The following is an 18094-nucleotide window of genomic DNA, read 5'->3' as shown; positions in this document are numbered from 1 at the left end:
TAATTATGAATTGGCTCCTTTTTGTGAAATACCTACAGCATAAGCCAGCTCCTGCCAGGTTTGATCTAATTGAGATAAAATGCCCCGACCATCTTCGGTTAAGGTATAATATTTACGCGGTGGGCCTGAGGTAGATTCTACCCAGTTGTAGCTTAACAAACCATTGTTTTTAAGCCTCGTTAATAATGGATATAATGTACCCTCAACCACCAATAGCTTTGCCGACCTTAATTCGGCAATAATATCCGAAGCATATATTTCGCCCCGGGAGATGATTGATAAAACACAGTACTCCAGAATTCCCTTCCGCATTTGTGTTTGCGTATTTTCTGCTATCATATAACAAAGATATATGTTTTATACACTACCATGCAATACATAGTACTAAAATAAATTAAAGTAAATACGTAAAACACTTATTATCAGACAATTAATTTTTTAATAAATTTCTATTTGAAGTTTAAATAGGTAAAATCTAGGTGTTTATAGCCTTTTTTTTGAAAATCAAGGTTCTGTAATTCTTCGGTTTCGGCAGTCCTGCTATCACCTATAGTCCCGATTTAGATACCCTTTAAATATAAAATATTCGATAAATCGGGAGCTATTTGGTTCTATCAGGTTTAAGGTGGAGAGGACTGGTGTTACTATTAATGGTTTTTGGGATAATGCCAGAACAGTCCTTGTAAATAAACCCGACAGAGTGGGTAGCCCGCATCCCGATTTTTCATCGGGAGAGGACTACAAGCGATGGCGGGACTGCAGCTCCCATGAAAAACAGGACGCAGATTTTCTAAAAGAAGAAATTCGCAGTGACTGTTTTAGATTTCCAAGATCCGCTTGCACACATGCCCGTCCAGGCTTCGAGGAATTAAATATATAAATACTATAGATTTAATATATTTTAATAATTTTGCAGCGTCTTAACTTATTTTCATGAAAAAATCTATTGCCAGCATTGTTGCTGAGGCAAACGAAAGCGGCGAAGGAACGCTCAAAAGAACCTTAGGTCCCATTAACCTGATTTTAATTGGTGTTGGCTTAACGCTGGGTGCAGGTTTATTTTCCATTACAGGTTTGGCAGCAGCCAATCACTCTGGTCCGGCAGTTACCCTATCTTTTGTAATTGCAGCATTGGGCTGTGGTTTTGCAGCCTTATGTTATGCTGAGTTTGCTTCCATGATTCCGGTTGCAGGTAGTGCCTATACCTATTCTTACGCCACCATGGGCGAACTTTTCGCCTGGATTATAGGCTGGGATTTAGTATTGGAATATTCTGTGGGTTGTGCTACTGTAGCCATCAGCTGGTCGCAGTATTTAACCAGGTTTTTAGCCAGCTTGCATATTTATCTCCCTCCACAGTTAACCTTATCCCCTTTCGAAACCGCTAAACTGGCCGATGGCACTACCGTTAATGGCATTATTAACATCCCCGCAGCATTGGTGGTGGTATTAATGACCGCCATATTAATCCGCGGCACTAAAGGCTCGGCCATTGTAAATGGGATAATTGTATTCCTTAAAGTTGGTGTGGTATTGGTTTTTATTGCGCTGGGCTGGCAATATATCGATCCGGCAAATTACCATCCCTACATTCCCGAAAATACAGGAACATTTGGCCAGTTTGGCTGGAGCGGTGTTTTACGTGGTGCGGGTTTAGTATTTTTTGTATTTATAGGCTTCGATGCCGTTGCCGCTTCTGCACAGGAAACAAAAAACCCTGCCCGGGATTTACCAATCGGTATCATTGGATCGCTGGTGGTTTGTACTGTTTTATTTGGCTTGTTTGGACACGTCATGACAGGCCTGGCCAATTATAAGGAATTTGCCAATAGCGGTGCCCCGGTAGCCATTGCCATCGAAAAAACACCTTATGCATGGTTAAGTCAGGCTATTATTCTGGCCATTTTAATCGGTTATACTTCAGTAATTTTAATCGATTTAATGGCGCAATCGCGGATGTTTTATTCCATTAGCAAGGATGGATTATTGCCAAAGATGTTTTCTGATGTACATACCAAATTTAAAACACCATACAAATCGAACATTATACTTTGTGTATTTATTGGACTTTTTGCGGCATTTGTCCCCATGAATGTGGTAGGTGAAATGACAAGCATTGGTACCTTACTGGCCTTTTTAATGGTTTGCGTGGGTATTTTGATCTTAAGAAAAACAGATCCTGAGGCGAAGCGTCCTTTTAGAGTTCCATTTGTACCACTAATCCCTATTTTAGGCATTTTAACCTGTATTGCCATGATGGTGTTTTTACCCTGGGAAACCTGGGTCAGACTAGCGGTGTGGTTAATTATTGGCTTAGCTATTTACTTTTGGTACGGTAAAAAGAACAGTAAATTAAAAGCACAGCAAGACAACACAGAACAATAGATAACAGCTCATTACTATACATACAACATGATTAAGCTGTTTTATTTTCTAAACAGCTTAATCATCCATTATATTCCTAATTGTGGTGATAACCACATAAATATCAGTTGAATAACAAAAAAATGTAAGTTATTAACAATTCCACATTTTTCTTGATTTTTGGCTTGGGATTTGCCTTAAGAAAATCAATACTTTTAAACTCATCCCTATGCTTATTAAATTAGACACATCTGTTTTCAGGCTTTCGAGGCACAAAGCAGAAACCGTAAAAAGAAGTGTTACACCACTTACAAGAGATCAATGGATCACCGCTGATAGAATCGTGATATCAGTGATATTTATTGCTACAATTGTTGGTGCGATCTTATTTTAAATTTCCGATGATTGATCAAAATTCTTCAGAAATCATTTCCTTGTTCATTGCCACTGCAGCCATTGTTCCTGCAGCCGTAATGATAGATAGCGACCTGAACAAGGTTGCACAATCTCCTGCGGCATAAACGCCTTTGGCAGTGCTTTGCTGCTGCTCATCAACCTTTATTGTTTTTAAATCTGTTAATTCAAAACCGAGCTGCTTGTCGAAATTAAAATGTTGCTCAACATCAGGTTTTACATATATGGCTTTCAAAGCCAATTTTTCACCGTTCTTAAAAACAACATCTTCCAGATGACCATTGTTGTGCAGCAACTCTATAATTTCATCTTCTCTAATCGTGATTGATTTAGATCGCAATTTTTCAGTCTGTTCGGCGCTTAACTGCGATTTACCATTGGTTAAAATAGTTAAATCTTTGTTCCAAAGGTGTAGGTTTTTGGCCATCTCGAACGCGTGATCACCATTCATTAACAGCCCAATTTTTTCGTTCCTGATCTCGTAGCCATGGCAATAAGGGCAGTGTACAGCAGAAATGGCCCAGCACTCAGCTAACCCGTTAATATCAGGCAGTACATCTTTTAAACCAGTAGCCAATAATAGTTTCCGGGCCGCAAAACTTCCGGCATTTTCTACGTCAATGTTAAAACCTCCATCTATTTGCCTGGCCGAAATAGCTTTCTCTTCCAAAAACCTGACTGTTGGGTATTTCAGTACTTCTGCCTTGGCAGCTTTAGTAATATCGGCGGGCTGATCACCATCGTGCGTTAAAAAATTATGTGAATGTGGGGTTTGCCTGTTACAGGGTTTGCCAGCATCGATAACCAGAACATTTCTGGTTGCCCTACCTAAGGTTAAAGCAGCAGATAAACCAGCATAACTTCCACCAATTATAATTACGTCAAAATCCATATCTAAATCTTTTAATACAAAGATCTGAAATCAATTAACAAACGCAACATTATTGCATTAAAATAATGTCATTTTTATTTTCTGAAGATTGTTGCTTTAATAAAACCTCCATAATATAATCGTTCCTCAACAATCAGATAATCGGCTTTGAAAAAGTAAGGGACCATATCGATAAGTTTATCTGCTTCTACTATGCCCATTAATTTAAAAAAGTTATACATTGATTTGAGCAGCAACCATTTCCACCAGTTTCCATTAATTTTATTGAGTGAAAAATCGACGAGAAACCATAATCCATCTTTCTTTAAATATTCATTTAACTGGCCAAACACCTTTGCAGCGCGTTGCTCAGCAAAGTTATCAAATAGAAAAGGCGTTAAAATTACATCAAATAATACATCAGTTTTAAAATCCTCGATGCCGACATCCATAAATTCGATCTGATTGTCTTTATAGTTTCGTTTTTGAGAAAGCACAGTCATTTTAGCAGATATTTCTACATAAACGATCTTTAATCCACCGGTATAAATCTTCGCGAGTTCTTCCAGGATCCACCCGGTTCCACCGCCAACAATCAGTACCGAACTATTCTCTGGAATATGTTGAAGCTGATTGATCTGTGCATTAACCTGCGATTTAAAAAACACCAAACGGCTTAAAGTATCGTAATGACCGGCAATTTTGTCGTAGTTGTTGTTCATAGTATCAAGTATTGAGAATCAAGTATCAAGATAGACCTCTCAATTGTAATATATGCTTTGGTCTTTACTCTTTTGTCTTTCAGCTTAATGAACAAACTGCATCCCGATTATCCCACAAATGGCCTTAAACAAAATGAGTCCATCAATTACCATTAAATAATAGAGAATGTTTTTTCTCCGGTGCATGGAATAGGCCACGTAAATAGTTAAGATAAATGGCAACACATTAAATAAAACCTGTGGCAACCCGAAACCTTTATAACTTGCAAATATGCCTAAAGAAATTAAACCTATAATAAGCAATGGGATAAGGATACTAAAAATTGTCCTGCGCAGGCCGTAGCTCACTACAAATGTTCTTAAATGTTTATTGGCATCGGTTGGGTAATCTTTAATGTCGAAAATGATTGCGTTTACCGTGCAGAACATCCAGTTTTTAATAAATAACCAGGTCCACAGTACAGAATCGTGGTAGCCAACTCCTGTTTCAATTTTAAGCATAATCAGCGGCAGCACATTGGCACAGCAGGCCCACACAAAACCGATTACAAAAGCTTTTAACCAGCCTGTGTTCCGCAGGTTAAATTTGAGGAAAGATCTGGGCAATAAACCATAGTATAAGCCTCCTGCAGTAATGATAATCAATATAGCCACCCAATAACTGATCGGCAGGGCCAGAATATGCTGAAAGTTTTGGTAGAGCAGGTTTATGGCCAACAGCATACAAATTATAAAAAGCACAGCCTGACTCCAGTTGATAAACCGCTTATGTTCGAAATACCACTGGTTGCGAGGATTAGTTGTAGATGGTTTGGTAGAAACCTTATTGTAAGCGTAGGTATAATAAATGGTTGGCGCCAGAAAAAGCAACAGGTAGTAATTTAATGAATTAAGTGGTAGCCTTAATTGGAAGGTAGCCTCGAGTGTTAGGGCAACAGCCAGAATGCCCACGAAATAGTTTCCAAAAAAAATGAACCTGATAATTTTACCGAACATTTGCCACTGTTTATCGACAGGCAATTTCGGATATATAATTGAATAAGGTAAATAATTATAATTAATAAGCGCAAAACAGTATACACCAACCTGCTTTGCGCTTAAAGTTATTAGAAGCTACGGAAGCGTGGTTAAGTTAACCGTTGGCGCTGTACCTGTAGCTGTTCTGGTGAATGACTGATTCGGAGTAACATAATTGGCAAAAAAACCACCGTTCCGCAAATAAAATTTACCGCCCGATACACCACCCGCAAAATCCATACGCTGTTGGTTAGTACCTGTTGCATCAACGGTAAAATTGGCTGTGGTAATCTCTGTCCAGGTACCAGTAGTATTGCGGATCCATTGATTATTATACTCGGCTTTTCTGCCTAAATAACCGTTCTTATCGTTAAAGTTTTCTAAGAAAGAATATAATCCTGTTAAGTAACTATTGGTATTCGGTTTTTTCCACGAAGCCATGAACGACCAGGCACCTAATTCTGGTGCATAAAACCACGAAGAATAAACGGTATTTCCCAATCCATCGGGCTTAGCCTGTGTTAAAAACTTATAAGTGTTTCCAGCAACCCAATTGTAAATGAGGTAAGACTGTCCGCCTTCACCCTCTCCTGTAAAATTAGTCGCAACAACATTAGTACCTTTTCTGGTCCAGGTTGTGGTTCCGCCAGTAGGGTTCCATACCGAAAAGAGTATCCTGCGCTCTGTTGCCGAGTTAACCTGCATTCCGAAATATCCACCACTAAAACCATTGGCCATGTAATAACTCCCGATTTTATCTTCTCCTGTTGGAACAGTAATTTCACTATAAAACCACTCTGTATTTGCCGGCGTTGAAAAACCTAAGTGAACCGAAGGGCCTCTTCTAGACCAGTAATAATTAGCTGGATCATTTGCATAATACACATTCGATGCCACGGCTGCTCCACTGATCACAAGGTCTGAAACATCAGCGAAATATGAACCTGTTTTGCTTACTCCTTGAAATTGAACGGTTACATAACCTGGGGTGGTAATGTTTACCGTACCTACGGTGTAGGTGGTATTAGCAGAACCTGTCGCCGTTACGTTAAACGGTGTTCCATTTATGGTAATTTTTAAAACACTTGTGCCACTAGGTACCGATGCTTTTACGGCTACAGTTAATGCACCTGTATTCCCGATCCTGAAATAAGAGCTAAAAATACTATTGGCATTGGTCCAGTTGGCCAGCTTTGTTGACGTTACCGTTTCTGCCCCTCCAGATGCTAAAGTGGTTACATAAGCATTGCCGCCCATCGAAACCGTTAATGATGTACCACCTAGCGACTGGGCACCTGCCAGGCCAAGCTTTCCATTTTGATTTAAAGATGCGCCATCTGCAGCGCTTAAGTTTTCTTGCTTTTTGCAAGAACTGGTAAATAATACGAAACCCAGTATAGCCAGGCCTGAAATTGATTTGATAAATTTTTTCATTGATTTGGTTGAGATTTATGGTTAGTAATGATGTATCAAACAGGGACTTACAGCATCAGCTTTCTTTCTCTAATTTAATGTGGCGATTGAGCATTTCAACCATAATTTATGACAAAACATTACGCAAACGTTTGTTTTTAAACCACTTACATTCTCTATGAACTCACCAGAATAACCAAAGCCGGGAAGTATTAATACTACAAGTAGCGCATAATCTGGATGGGATTATTTTCCACGGTTGATAGCTCGATTTAAACGTATCAATAAGCCGAAATAAAACATAAATTACATTCCACTTAAACTCATAATCAATCGTTTGTGTGGAGAAAAATATGCTTGAGGAGATGTGATTTTCTGCTATCTTGAAACCAATAAGAAAGACCAACAATCATGATTATCGATTGTAACAGTATTTGTAATCAACTAACCAGAATAATAATATGGAAGAACAAAAAGACAACTTAAATTCACCAGTAGATACCACGCCAAAGGTGACAGGAATCGGCGGCATTTTCTTTTTCTCCGATAATCCGCAGGAAACAAAAGACTGGTATGCTAAAAATTTAGGGTTTGAAATGAGCGCTTGGGGTACCTCGAGTTTTGACTCCAGAAACCTCATTAATCCTGATGAGATCGAATCACTTCAATGGAGTCCTTTCAAAAAAGGGGATGAATATTTTTCTCCATCCAAAAAAGATTTCATGATTAACTACCGCGTACAGAACATCGAAGGACTTGTGGCTAAACTCAAAGAAAACGGTGTAACCATACTCGATGAGATTGCAACTTATGATTACGGAAAATTTATCCATATTATGGACGCTGAGGGCAATAAGATTGAGTTATGGGAGCCTAGTTGATTATAGATTATTGTCATTCTGAACGCAGTGAAGAATCCCTAACAAGTAGAGCACTTACATGCATTGATCCTGAGTATCTTAAAAGATTCTTCACTGCGTTCAGAATGACAGAGCTCAATAAATGATCGTCTTTCGAGCGAAGCAAAGCGCAGTCGAGAAATTGTAGATTCAGGCGAACAGCAAATGCTTCAATACAGCAAAAAGGTTTTGAAACAAAAAAGTCCTTCAGTAGAACTGAAGGACTTAAGTGGGAAATGAGGGGTTCGAACCCCCGACCCCCTCGGTGTAAACGAGGTGCTCTGAACCAGCTGAGCTAATTTCCCTTTTTGGGAGTATTTCAAAATTTTATAAAAAAGCCTTCCAGTTGTACTGAAAGGCTTAGTGGGAAATGAGGGGTTCGAACCCCCGACCCCCTCGGTGTAAACGAGGTGCTCTGAACCAGCTGAGCTAATTTCCCTTTTTATATTTTGTCAAACTTAATGCCCCATCCTCCGTTTGGGAATGCAAATATAGCGCTATAAAACTGTTCTGCAAATCTTTTTTTCTTTTTTTTCAACTTAGCAAAGTTTCGAGGATTTTATGTGATTGTACCACCCCGAACGAGGCCGTATGTAAGGTATAGAAAACCAATATCTTATCCAACAAAAAACGGCGCTGTGTATTGCTCATTTTTATTTCAGAAATTTTTTCGAGTGGTGTATGGAAAAGTGAAATAAACCCAACTGCGTCTTCCAATTGGAGGTAATTGGAGTGAATAGGTAGTCTGGAGGTAAACTCTCCCTCCTGCAGATCGAAATAAATCTGGTCATTTCTTCTTTTCTCGTTGGGCGAAAAACCTAAAAAACGGGTGAGTTTTAATAAAAATGACAAATGGAAATTGGGATTAATTTCTTCAATTTCATCAAACCAGGCGATCGAATTAAAAATATAATCGAATAAACTATCATCGGCCGATTGTTGCCTGATACTTTTATACAGTACCTCATTTAAAAAAATAACGATACTGGTTTTAATCATATCGTAAGGGATACTTTTAAAAACAGGTGTTTGCCGCACTTCCGATACCCTTTGCATATTGGTATTTGTTTTATGATAAACCACCATATCCAGCAAATGGAGCGATTGCAGCATGTTCATTTTAATCTTCGCCTTTGGTTTTTTAACGCCGTTGATGAGGTAAGACTGCATACCAAATTTATCAGTAAGCACCTGTACCACCACACTGCTTTCGCTGTAGTTTGTAGTCTTTAAAACAATGCCTCTAACTTTGTGCAACATGCGATTAAAACAATTTTTTCAAAAGTATGTTATTTGTGCAAATTTAATTGTGCAAAAAGTAATCACGTTTTACAAATAAGATTAGTTTTGCCGTTAATATTATTATTAAACTAAGCTGCACATGTGGGTTAAGCTATCGAGATTCATTCTTCGGAACCGTATCGCAATCATCGTATTTTTTGTATTAGGAACAATTTTCATGGCTTATCAGGCCAAAAACGTAAAACTCTCCTACACCGGGAGTAAAATCCTGCCCGTTACCGATAGCGCATTCGTAAAATACAACACCTTTAAAAAGACTTTTGGCGAAGATGGAAGTGTAATGGTAGTAGGGATACAATCGCCTGATATTTTTAAAAAAGAAGTTTACAACCGATGGGTTCAGCTTTCGAACGACATCCAAAAGTTAAAAGGTATTAAACAGGTTTTATCATCAGGAAGGATTTTTCAGCTGGAAAAAGATACTGTAAACCAAAAATTTGTTTTAAAGCCGCTCCCTGGTGGTTTGGTTAAAACTGACGCTGCGATGGATTCGATTAAAAATACCATCTACAGTAATCCTTTTTTCGAAGGCCTGGTTTACAACCGTCAGAACGCCACACTAATGGCCATCACTTTTGATACTAAAATCTTAAATACTGCCGAACGGAATCCAATTTTAAAAGAAATTGAAGCTAAGGCGAAAGCTTTTCAAACGGCGACAAAAATTCAGGTGCATATTTCGGGCCTACCTTATATCCGCACTGCGGTAAGTAAACTGGTAAGTAACGAATTCGTACTGTTCTTAGGTTTATCGATTCTGGTTTCTGCCCTGATCTTATTGTTTTTCTTTAAGAAATTCTATGCGGTATTCTTCCCTATTTTAGTGGTAGTAATGGGTGTAATCTGGAGTATTGGCACATTGGTACTATTTGGCTTTGAATTGACCATTTTAACAGGATTGATTCCGCCGCTTATTGTAATTATTGGTATTCCAAACAGCATTTTGTTACTGAACAAATACCAGAATGAACTTAGAAAAGATGGCGATAAACAACGTGCTTTAAGTGTAACTATCGAAAGAATTGCCATTACAACCCTAATTGCGAACATTACCGCAGCTATCGGATTTGGTGTATTGTATTTTACCGGAAGCGAACTTTTGATGCAGTTTGGTAGTGTAGCCTCTATCAACGTAATGATTACCTGGCTAATGTGTTTATGTTTAATCCCGATTATCTTCAGTTACCTGCCTGCGCCAAAACTTAAAGCGCAAAATCACGTTGAGGAAGGATTTTTGCATAAGTTACTGGTTAAAACCGATACGCTGGTGCAGCACAAAAGTGGATTGATTTATACCGGGACGATTATCATATCCATCATTGCCTTTATCGGGGTAATGAAAATTAATGTGAATGGATATGTAGTTGATGATCTACCAAAAAACTCTGAGATTTTAACGGATTTAAAGTTCTTCGAGAAAAATTTTGAAGGTATTTTACCTTTAGAAGTAAGTGTAGATACAAAGAAAAAGAACGGCGTTTTCAATTTAACCAACCTGAAAAGAATGGAGAAACTGGAGAAGATGATTTCTTCCTATCCTGAGTTTTCGCGGTCTATTTCGGTAAATATGGGTTTAAAGTATGCTACCCAAGCCTTTTACAATAACGATTCTACTTTTTTCCGTTTGCCAGATAATTTAGAAAAGAATTTTATTCTGGCCTATATCGCCAATGGCGGTAAAGGAAATGCAAGTTTGTTAACCAACTTTATCAGCAAGGGAAATCAGAGTACAAGGATCAGCTTTCAAATGGCTGATGTGGGTTCGAAGCGTTTAGACGCTATTATGGCCGAATTAAAACCGCGTATCGATAGTATTTTGCCTCCATCTAAGTTTGATGTAGAGCTTACCGGATCGAGCATTATCTTTTCTAAAGGGACGGATTATATGTTAAGGCATTTGGTTGAAAGTATTGCCCTCGCTATTGTGTTAATTTCCATCCTGAGATTGGCACAGTTCAAAAGTTTGGGCATTATGTTTATCTCCTTATTACCAAACATTGTTCCTTTAATTATTACTGCAGGGATTATGGGTTATTTTGGAATTTCCCTAAAACCTTCTACCATATTAATTTTTACCATCGCCTTTGGTTTAGCTTCCGATCAGACCATTTATTTCTTAACACGTTATCAACAGGAGTTAAACCTGACCAATTTCAGCGTGCCTAAAGTAATTACTGATACCATTACAGAAACAGGTGTAAGCATGACGCACATTGCTTTAATCTTATTCTTCGGTTTTGGAATTTTTACGGCTTCTACTTTTGGAGGAACAGTAGTACTTGGTTTGCTCCTATCCATAACTTTATTGGTAGCTTTGATTTTCAATTTAACTTTATTACCAGCACTGGTATTATGGTTAGATAAAAAGAAAGTAAGAAAACAGGTATCTGATGAAGAATCAGTCAGGAATGCTGGTGAATTTGACCATTAATTGAGTTGGCAGTTTTGAGTTTAGGATGCCTAACCTGAAACAGAATAGATATCATTCATAGCCTTGGGTTTAAACCCAAGGCTATTTTATTTAAATAAAAAAGTCTCCCATGGTTCGTGTCCTCACGAACCATCAGTTATGTTTTCGGTCCGTGGAGACACGTACCGAGGCATGGGTTCAGGATGACGATCGCGTAAGAAAAAGTGGCAAATAACAGAAGAATGCTGGTGAGTTTGACCATTAATTGAGTTGGGAGATTTTAGTTAGCAGTTTGGAGTAGGGTGCCTAACCTGAAACAGAATAGATGCCATTCATAGCCTTGGGTTTAAACCCAAGGCTATTTTTACAAAATCACCAACCCTACATTCCAGCCTAACCATCCCGTATATCTCGGATCGTTAAAAGAGAAATCTTGATGTTTTTCCTGCAACAAACCAAATTCACCAATCTTGGTGCTTTGGTTGGTGTAATAAACATTAACCGATGGACCACCTTGAATGGCCAGCCATTTATTTATTCTGATGTTCACTGGCAGCTCAAATTTATTCAACAGGTTGAGATAATCCCAGCTCCCCTGGTAAACATATTGGCTACTTACTTCAGGATTTAGGGAAACGCTTTTAAAAAGATTAATTTCCTTGCCAAAACCCAAGCCGCCGGTATATATTTTTTCGACTGATTTTTTGGTTGTGCCAAACATTAACATATTATATAAACGTTTGCTTCCGCCTTTATAAGCCACATTAAAAGTAGTGCTTTCATTGGTGCTAAAACTAAATTTATGGTAACCCTTTAACGCAACATTGATTAGACCAATTGAATAGCCATCATTTTCATTTGAAACATTCAGAATCCCAACTTGAACGCCTTTTAAGGTTTTGGCGTAATTAATTGCACCAATCTGAAAACCACTAGCAGTCTGTCCAGTAAAATTTGTTAGCGCTGCAAGATTTATCCCACTACTTTCTTTGTTGATATTGGCAATACCACCAATTTGTATTCCGCTTGTTCTACCGCTTACAATGTTGCCACCAACTCCAATCTGAACACCCTTCGTATCTTTATTAACAAGATTTAAGGCACCTGTTTGCCAACCCTTTAAGGTTCCGCCTATGGTATTAAGGCCTAAAGAAAGTTGAATACCTTTCACATCCTGATTCACGTGGTTATAAATTCCACCTAGCTGAAAACCTTCGAAACTCTTACCTACACGGTTATAAGCCAAGGCAATCTCAGCCGCCCTAACATCGCCTATAACATAATTAAATAGGCCAGCAATCTGTGCTCCACGAACATCTCCCCCGACTAGATTAAAGGCCCCAGCAAATTGAAAATACTGCACGTTGCTTTTGTTGATATTAAAAACAAAACCAATTTCCCCTCCATCAACCCCGGCGCTATAAGCACCAATAACATTAAGTGAAAATTTGTTCACCACCTGACCACTTAAAGAGCCATGCGAGTTTAAACCAGGGATGAGCGAAAACTGAAACGGAGCTTTTGAGATAAAACCACCAATATTGATCGACTGGATTTTTTGTTGCGCGGTAACCAATGCATTACCGAGCCAGGTGTTTTCTACATCTCCCAAATTTCCGCTGATAAACCTTTCAACTGGATTTTCCTTTCTATTGGTAATGTTCACTTCTGCCAGAAAATGGGTAACCGTAGATTTATAATTCTCCTTGCTTACGGTTAATGATATGGGTTGTGTAATATTTTTTAACCGCATCGAAAAATAACCGTTTCCATCCGATATTTCGGAAACCAACAGGTTTCTTTCGTAAATACTGGCATCCTGAATAGGTTTATTGGTTCGTTTATCCACAACCTGCCCGGTAATGGTATAAAGTTCAGGATTACCTACCGATTCATTAACCAACAAAACCAGTTCAAGCGGTGCATACCTGATAATTACAAAATTTCCCGATTGGCGGTATTCAAACCTATGATTTAATATTTTATCCAGCGTTTCGGCAATATTCAGGTTGTTTTCATGAATACTGATCAAACTATCTGCAGGCAATATATTGCTGTTATATGAAAACCTGAAGCCACCTTTCTCTTCTATCATGGCCAATACTGAAATGAGTTTTTGCTGTTCGATATTTAGGGAAATGTTTCTGGATAAATTGGATTGTGCTTTTATTAAGGAATTGAAAAATAGGATAAAAATAACAGTGATTTGGAGCGTACGCATAGTTTTTATTTAAGTTTAATTATGTCCTGCCCATACTCAATTTTAATTTTAAAAGTTTCAGCAATTATAGTCAGGATTTCTTTAAGCGATTCGTTTTTAAAGGTTGTGCTAATTGGAAGCAACTTTAATGCAGGATTTACAATAACGATATTGGACTTAAATTTTTCATTAAGCACGGTAACCAAATCGCTAAGCGGTGTACCATCGCAAACCAATTCATTCGAATAATAGTAATTGTACAGCTTACCCTGATTTTCTCCCTTGAATAAATGGGGCTGATTTTGACTTACTTCTACTTTCTCTCCAGCAGTTAAACGCACGCTATCATTTCGGTTGTTCACCTTAACGATTCCACTTTCTACAACTACGACAACAGCTACGCCATCACTTTTCACATTAAACGCTGTGCCTACAACAGTTACGCGAACATCATTAACACTAATGATAAATGGTTTCGATTTATTGGCGCTGACTTTAAAAAAGGCTTCGCCCTTTAGTTTAACATCGCGGGTTTTATTAAAAAATCCTCCTACGAAAGAGAGTTCAGATTGTTTATTCAGGATCGCAGTAGAACCATCAGGTAGCGTTTGTGTTAAAGTGTTTTTGCCACTATTCACCTTTATTTTATTGCCAATTAAATTGCTGTAGAAGAATAGCCCTGTACTTAAAACAATAGCGACAATGGCTACCCAACGTAAAACAGATTTATAGTGGAACGTTTTTTTCTCGTGCTGCAAACGGATATTCAACCTTTTTAAAGCCTGGTGTTCATCAATTTCAGGATCAATCTGCAGTTTACTTTTCTCCAGTATCGTCCTGAAATCTTCTAACTGTTTAAGATGATCAGGATTTGATGCTGCCCAGACTTCAACCTGTTCACTTTCGGGCACAGTAGCCTCTCCAAGCAAGTATTTCGCCAGCAAATCATCGTTAATATATGTATAGTTTTTATCCATAAGCTTATTTCAATAAAATAAAAATGAGGATCAAAAAATCTACTACCCTAAGGCGTAAAATCTTTAATGCCTTCCCCATCTGGTTTTCTACCGTTTTGATCGAAATATTTAGTGCATCAGCAATTTCCTGATATTTCATCTGGTCGAACCTGCTCAACTGAAATACATTTCTGCATTTTTCGGGCAGCTCGTTTATTGCCAAATGGATATTTTTTTCCAGTTCTGTTGCCATGATCTCTGTATTTAAGTTTCCTGTATTGTTTTTCACAGCATCAGCATAGTGAATGTTAAAATTCGATCTTACTTTTTGATGTTTCAAATAATTTAGACTTTCGTTGTGTACCGAACGATAAAGAAATGGTTTTAAAAATCCATCTGTTTTAAGCTGTTCTCTTTTTGTCCAGATGCGCACAAACACATTCTGAACAATTTCTTCGGCATCATCTTTTTCTTTAATTATCGCAAAAGCATAGGCATGCAGACTTTTGAAATGCTTTAAAAACACTTCGTCGAAAGCCTGCTTATTGCCACTTTTAATTAATCCGATAAGATTGGTGTCATTACTTTCCATAAAGCTAAACCTGCAAGGTTTTTAAAACCTTACAGGTTTTAGGTTAATCTATGCTGTTAAAATCGATTTCAATTTACGCCTAATTATAATTTCTTTTAAAAAGCCCGGAATAATTTTATCCAACACAACCAAAAAGCGGTTGGCAAAACCTGGTATTATTTCTTTCTTCCCTTTTAGCATACCGTCCATTGCTGTTTTGGCGACATAATCAGCCTCTAAGATCGTGGCCTTGGCAAAACCTTTCAATCCGTTGTTCATTACCAATAATTCTGGTTTGGTATTAATTCCACCCGGGCTAAGCAAACTGATGTGCACATTAGTACCACTCAATTCAAGCTGCAAACAACGGGTAAAATAACCGATAAAAGATTTGGTTGCCCCATAAACCTGTTTTTTTGGAACGATAAAATGTCCGCCTAAACTGCCAACATTTAAAATATAACTTGCCTTACTTTTATCGATATGGTTTAAAAATAACCGCGTAAGCAAAACCGTATTGGTAATGTTAAGGTCGATCTGTGTTCTATAAAAATCGACATTTTTATCCTCAAACCAACTCCAGTTCCCTAAACCCGCGTTGTTGATCAAAACATTTACCTTGATATTGTGCGTTTTTAATTTTTCAAAAATTTCGCTTGCAGAGGTATTTTTGGTCAAATCTATTTCGATACAGAACACCTTACTGTTAAAGTTTACACGCAGGTAATTTGCTAAATGTTCCAGCCCACTATTGGGTAACGAAACCAACACCAAACCTAAACCACGTTTGGCCGATTCGATAGCGAAAGATTTCCCCAAGCCCTCGCTTGCACCTGTAATTAATACGCTTAGTTCTTTCATGTATATTAGTTGTTTTAGCCACAGATTTACACAGATGAAAACGGATTTGGGTACCAATCCTATCTGTGTGCATCCTCTTTATCTCCCGAAAATCGGGACAGGTTGTGGTTAATGCATTTAATTATGTTTAAAATGATTAATGGTTTTACCTAAGCCTATTGCAAAAGGCGTTATCCGGTAATTTAGTTCGGCAATGGCTTTATTGCTGGAATATTGTTGATTACATTTCAACCTATCGGCAAACTCGGGCAGAAAAAACGGCGTAAGGTTAAAGAGTTTCGATTTTAAATATTCCAGCAAACTGTAAGCCTTAATAATACCTACCGGAATTTTATACAAATTCCTTCTTTTACCAGTGATCTGTCTTAATGTACCGAAAAACCCGTTAAATGACATATCAACCCCACCCAATATGTATCGTTCGCCATTTCTACCGTTTTGCATCGCCGCAATATGCCCATCCACCACATCATCTATAAAAGCATAATTTGCGATTGCCTCTCCATCGCCTGGAATAAAATGCCAGGTGCCTTTTATATAACCGGAAACCATTTTGCTCACGGTATTGCTGTCAGTAATTGGCCCATCACCATACACCCTTGATGGGTTTACAATCACCACTTCCAATCCCTTTTGCACAAATTCTTTCACCTCTAGTTCGGCCAGGTATTTTGTGCGTTCGTAACTGATTGGAAAACCAACAGCTCTTGGATCATTCTCCGAAACCGGCAAATTTAAGGTTGGTCCCCAAACCCCACAGGTTGAAGTATGTACTACCTTTTCTACACCCAGTTTTAATGCACAGCTGAGCACATTTCTAGTCCCGATTACATTCACATCATAAAAATCCTGCTCGTTCCGGCACCACATTTTAGCCATTGCCGCAGTGTGATAAACCTGGTAACAATCTTTCATAGCATTTTCTATGCTTAATGGATCTAAAACATCACCTTTTACAAACTGGATATTTCGGTGCGGGATAAGAAAGGGATGGTTTACATCCCTGCAAAGTGCCACTACATCGTAGCCCATTTCTGCAAGGGTAAAACTTAACTTCCGGCCGATAAAGCCTGATGCACCCGTAACCAAAACCTTCAAATATTTATTTGCTACTGCTTCCATTCTAAATCCTCTCCATTCTAATGGTGTACAATGAATGATTTACAACCACCAGTTTACATATTCCGTTTTCGAAATGGTAGTCGTTATAATTCCCATCGGGAAGATTGATCCGGTACTGATGCTCGCCACTTTTTTTAATGGGGATAAAACACTGAAAATTATCAGAGTAAATTTCGGGGATATTAACAGGCTCTTTGGTATACAAAAGCATCATATTATAACTGATGGGCTGATTTATTGTACTGATTTTATCGCCTGTATTAAGTTGGTAAACTTTATTTACCCAACTTGTTTTCTTAGCCTCTTTGGCATTGCCATTTACAATTCTATTTACGTTTGAAGTAAGCAGTTTACCATTTTTGAAATGTGCTACATCTTCCGTTTCTACATCGATTTTGAAAACAAAACGGGTCTGCACCTTCGAAGTGATTTTGAGATAAATATTATCGCCTTCATCTTTTTGCTGAAAATACATCTGACCGATCACCTCACCGTTACGCTTGATGTTAAACTTACTCTGCTGCGCAAAAGCAGATGAGAATGAACAGATTAAAAAGAGCACTAAAGCAGCGCCTTTCGGATTGATTGGGCTTTTGGATGAAAATTTTTTGTAGGTTTTTGGAGCAAAGTATTTCTTGCAGAGCCAAATAATTATTGCAGGAATCATAGTTATCTCTATTTGTTAATTTAGAGCTAATACAACTCACAAGAGATTTACCCCTATGCAGATTTTATTTTTTTTATTGCCTTGGGTTTAAACCCAAGGCAATGCGTGGAATTTATTCAATTTCTTACTTAGGCCCAATTACCTAAACCTGATGGTAGCGATCCCGATTTTTCATCGGGACAAGCGTACAGCAGGACGAACATTAAAATGAAATACAGGCCTTGCTTTCCAAAAACCTTTTAAACCATATAGGACATTTGAGAACATATAAGCTCAAAGAGAAATAATCTCGCTGATTTAAGACG

At 38.1% G+C, this 18094-nt stretch carries 16 protein-coding genes and 2 tRNA genes; 4 read left to right on the top strand and 14 right to left on the bottom strand.

What is annotated here, in order from left to right:
• Nucleotides 1-3 precede the first annotated feature (3 nt).
• Nucleotides 4-339 carry a PadR family transcriptional regulator gene (locus QF042_RS05075; RefSeq protein WP_025145298.1) on the bottom strand — a complete coding sequence of 112 codons (336 nt, stop codon included), beginning with the start codon at nucleotides 337-339 and terminating at the stop codon, nucleotides 4-6.
• A 594-nt stretch (nucleotides 340-933) separates the two neighbouring features.
• Here QF042_RS05075 and QF042_RS05070 point away from each other — a divergent pair.
• Both QF042_RS05070 and QF042_RS05065 read left to right on the top strand, forming a co-directional pair.
• Nucleotides 934-2385 carry an amino acid permease gene (locus QF042_RS05070; RefSeq protein WP_307525978.1) on the top strand — a complete coding sequence of 484 codons (1452 nt, stop codon included), beginning with the start codon at nucleotides 934-936 and terminating at the stop codon, nucleotides 2383-2385.
• Nucleotides 2386-2593: 208 nt separating this feature from the next.
• Nucleotides 2594-2758, top strand: a complete 165-nt coding sequence (locus QF042_RS05065) for a hypothetical protein (RefSeq protein WP_307525977.1) — start codon at nucleotides 2594-2596, stop codon at nucleotides 2756-2758.
• Between the two features lie 15 nt (nucleotides 2759-2773).
• On the opposite strand, the gene QF042_RS05060 is transcribed toward QF042_RS05065, so the two are convergent.
• The 4 genes from QF042_RS05060 to QF042_RS05045 form a co-directional block, all read right to left on the bottom strand.
• Nucleotides 2774-3670, bottom strand: a complete 897-nt coding sequence (locus QF042_RS05060) for an NAD(P)/FAD-dependent oxidoreductase (RefSeq protein WP_307525975.1) — start codon at nucleotides 3668-3670, stop codon at nucleotides 2774-2776.
• A gap of 74 nt (nucleotides 3671-3744) precedes the next feature.
• Nucleotides 3745-4371, bottom strand: a complete 627-nt coding sequence (locus QF042_RS05055) for a class I SAM-dependent methyltransferase (RefSeq protein ID WP_307525973.1) — start codon at nucleotides 4369-4371, stop codon at nucleotides 3745-3747.
• A gap of 84 nt (nucleotides 4372-4455) precedes the next feature.
• Nucleotides 4456-5367: a hypothetical protein gene (locus QF042_RS05050; protein ID WP_307525971.1), complete on the bottom strand. Its 912-nt coding sequence runs from the start codon at nucleotides 5365-5367 to the stop codon at nucleotides 4456-4458.
• 117 nt (nucleotides 5368-5484) lie between these two features.
• Nucleotides 5485-6822, bottom strand: a complete 1338-nt coding sequence (locus QF042_RS05045; RefSeq protein ID WP_307525969.1) for a DUF3472 domain-containing protein — start codon at nucleotides 6820-6822, stop codon at nucleotides 5485-5487.
• A gap of 440 nt (nucleotides 6823-7262) precedes the next feature.
• Here QF042_RS05045 and QF042_RS05040 point away from each other — a divergent pair, with 440 nt between their 5' ends.
• Entirely contained in the window at nucleotides 7263-7682 is a 420-nt protein-coding gene (locus tag QF042_RS05040) for a VOC family protein (protein WP_307525968.1), read from the top strand.
• 248 nt (nucleotides 7683-7930) lie between these two features.
• On the opposite strand, the gene QF042_RS05035 is transcribed toward QF042_RS05040, so the two are convergent.
• The 3 genes from QF042_RS05035 to recO all read right to left on the bottom strand — a co-directional run bounded on the left by QF042_RS05035 (nucleotide 7931) and on the right by recO (nucleotide 8960).
• Nucleotides 7931-8005, bottom strand: a tRNA-Val gene (locus QF042_RS05035).
• A 59-nt stretch (nucleotides 8006-8064) separates the two neighbouring features.
• Nucleotides 8065-8139, bottom strand: a tRNA-Val gene (locus QF042_RS05030).
• Nucleotides 8140-8234: 95 nt separating this feature from the next.
• Nucleotides 8235-8960, bottom strand: coding sequence for a DNA repair protein RecO (gene recO, locus QF042_RS05025; protein WP_307525965.1), 726 nt, complete (start codon nucleotides 8958-8960; stop codon nucleotides 8235-8237).
• Between the two features lie 121 nt (nucleotides 8961-9081).
• On the opposite strand from recO, the gene QF042_RS05020 reads away from it, so the two are divergent.
• Nucleotides 9082-11433: an RND family transporter gene (locus QF042_RS05020; RefSeq protein WP_307525963.1), complete on the top strand. Its 2352-nt coding sequence runs from the start codon at nucleotides 9082-9084 to the stop codon at nucleotides 11431-11433.
• 343 nt (nucleotides 11434-11776) lie between these two features.
• Here QF042_RS05020 and QF042_RS05015 read toward each other — a convergent pair whose 3' ends face one another.
• The 6 genes from QF042_RS05015 to QF042_RS04990 form a co-directional block, all read right to left on the bottom strand.
• On the bottom strand, nucleotides 11777-13633 hold the full coding sequence (locus tag QF042_RS05015; protein WP_307525961.1) for an STN and carboxypeptidase regulatory-like domain-containing protein: 1857 nt from the start codon (nucleotides 13631-13633) through the stop codon (nucleotides 11777-11779).
• Nucleotides 13634-13638: 5 nt separating this feature from the next.
• A complete protein-coding gene (locus QF042_RS05010) occupies nucleotides 13639-14589 on the bottom strand; it encodes a FecR family protein (RefSeq protein ID WP_307525959.1) in 951 nt (316 codons plus the stop codon).
• 4 nt (nucleotides 14590-14593) lie between these two features.
• Entirely contained in the window at nucleotides 14594-15160 is a 567-nt protein-coding gene (locus QF042_RS05005) for an RNA polymerase sigma-70 factor (RefSeq protein ID WP_307525957.1), read from the bottom strand.
• Between the two features lie 48 nt (nucleotides 15161-15208).
• Complete coding sequence (locus QF042_RS05000) at nucleotides 15209-16000, bottom strand: SDR family oxidoreductase (RefSeq protein ID WP_307525955.1); 792 nt, start codon at nucleotides 15998-16000, stop codon at nucleotides 15209-15211.
• A gap of 117 nt (nucleotides 16001-16117) precedes the next feature.
• Entirely contained in the window at nucleotides 16118-17122 is a 1005-nt protein-coding gene (locus QF042_RS04995; RefSeq protein WP_307525953.1) for an NAD-dependent epimerase/dehydratase family protein, read from the bottom strand.
• A gap of 1 nt (nucleotide 17123) precedes the next feature.
• Nucleotides 17124-17789 carry a DUF6134 family protein gene (locus QF042_RS04990; RefSeq protein ID WP_307525951.1) on the bottom strand — a complete coding sequence of 222 codons (666 nt, stop codon included), beginning with the start codon at nucleotides 17787-17789 and terminating at the stop codon, nucleotides 17124-17126.
• Between the last annotated feature and the right edge of the window lie 305 nt (nucleotides 17790-18094).

It is taken from the genome of Pedobacter sp. W3I1 (assembly GCF_030816015.1).
Classification (GTDB): Bacteria; Bacteroidota; Bacteroidia; order Sphingobacteriales; family Sphingobacteriaceae; genus Pedobacter.
Note: the sequence above shows the minus strand (reverse complement) of the source record. Positions and strands in the feature narration are given on the sequence as shown.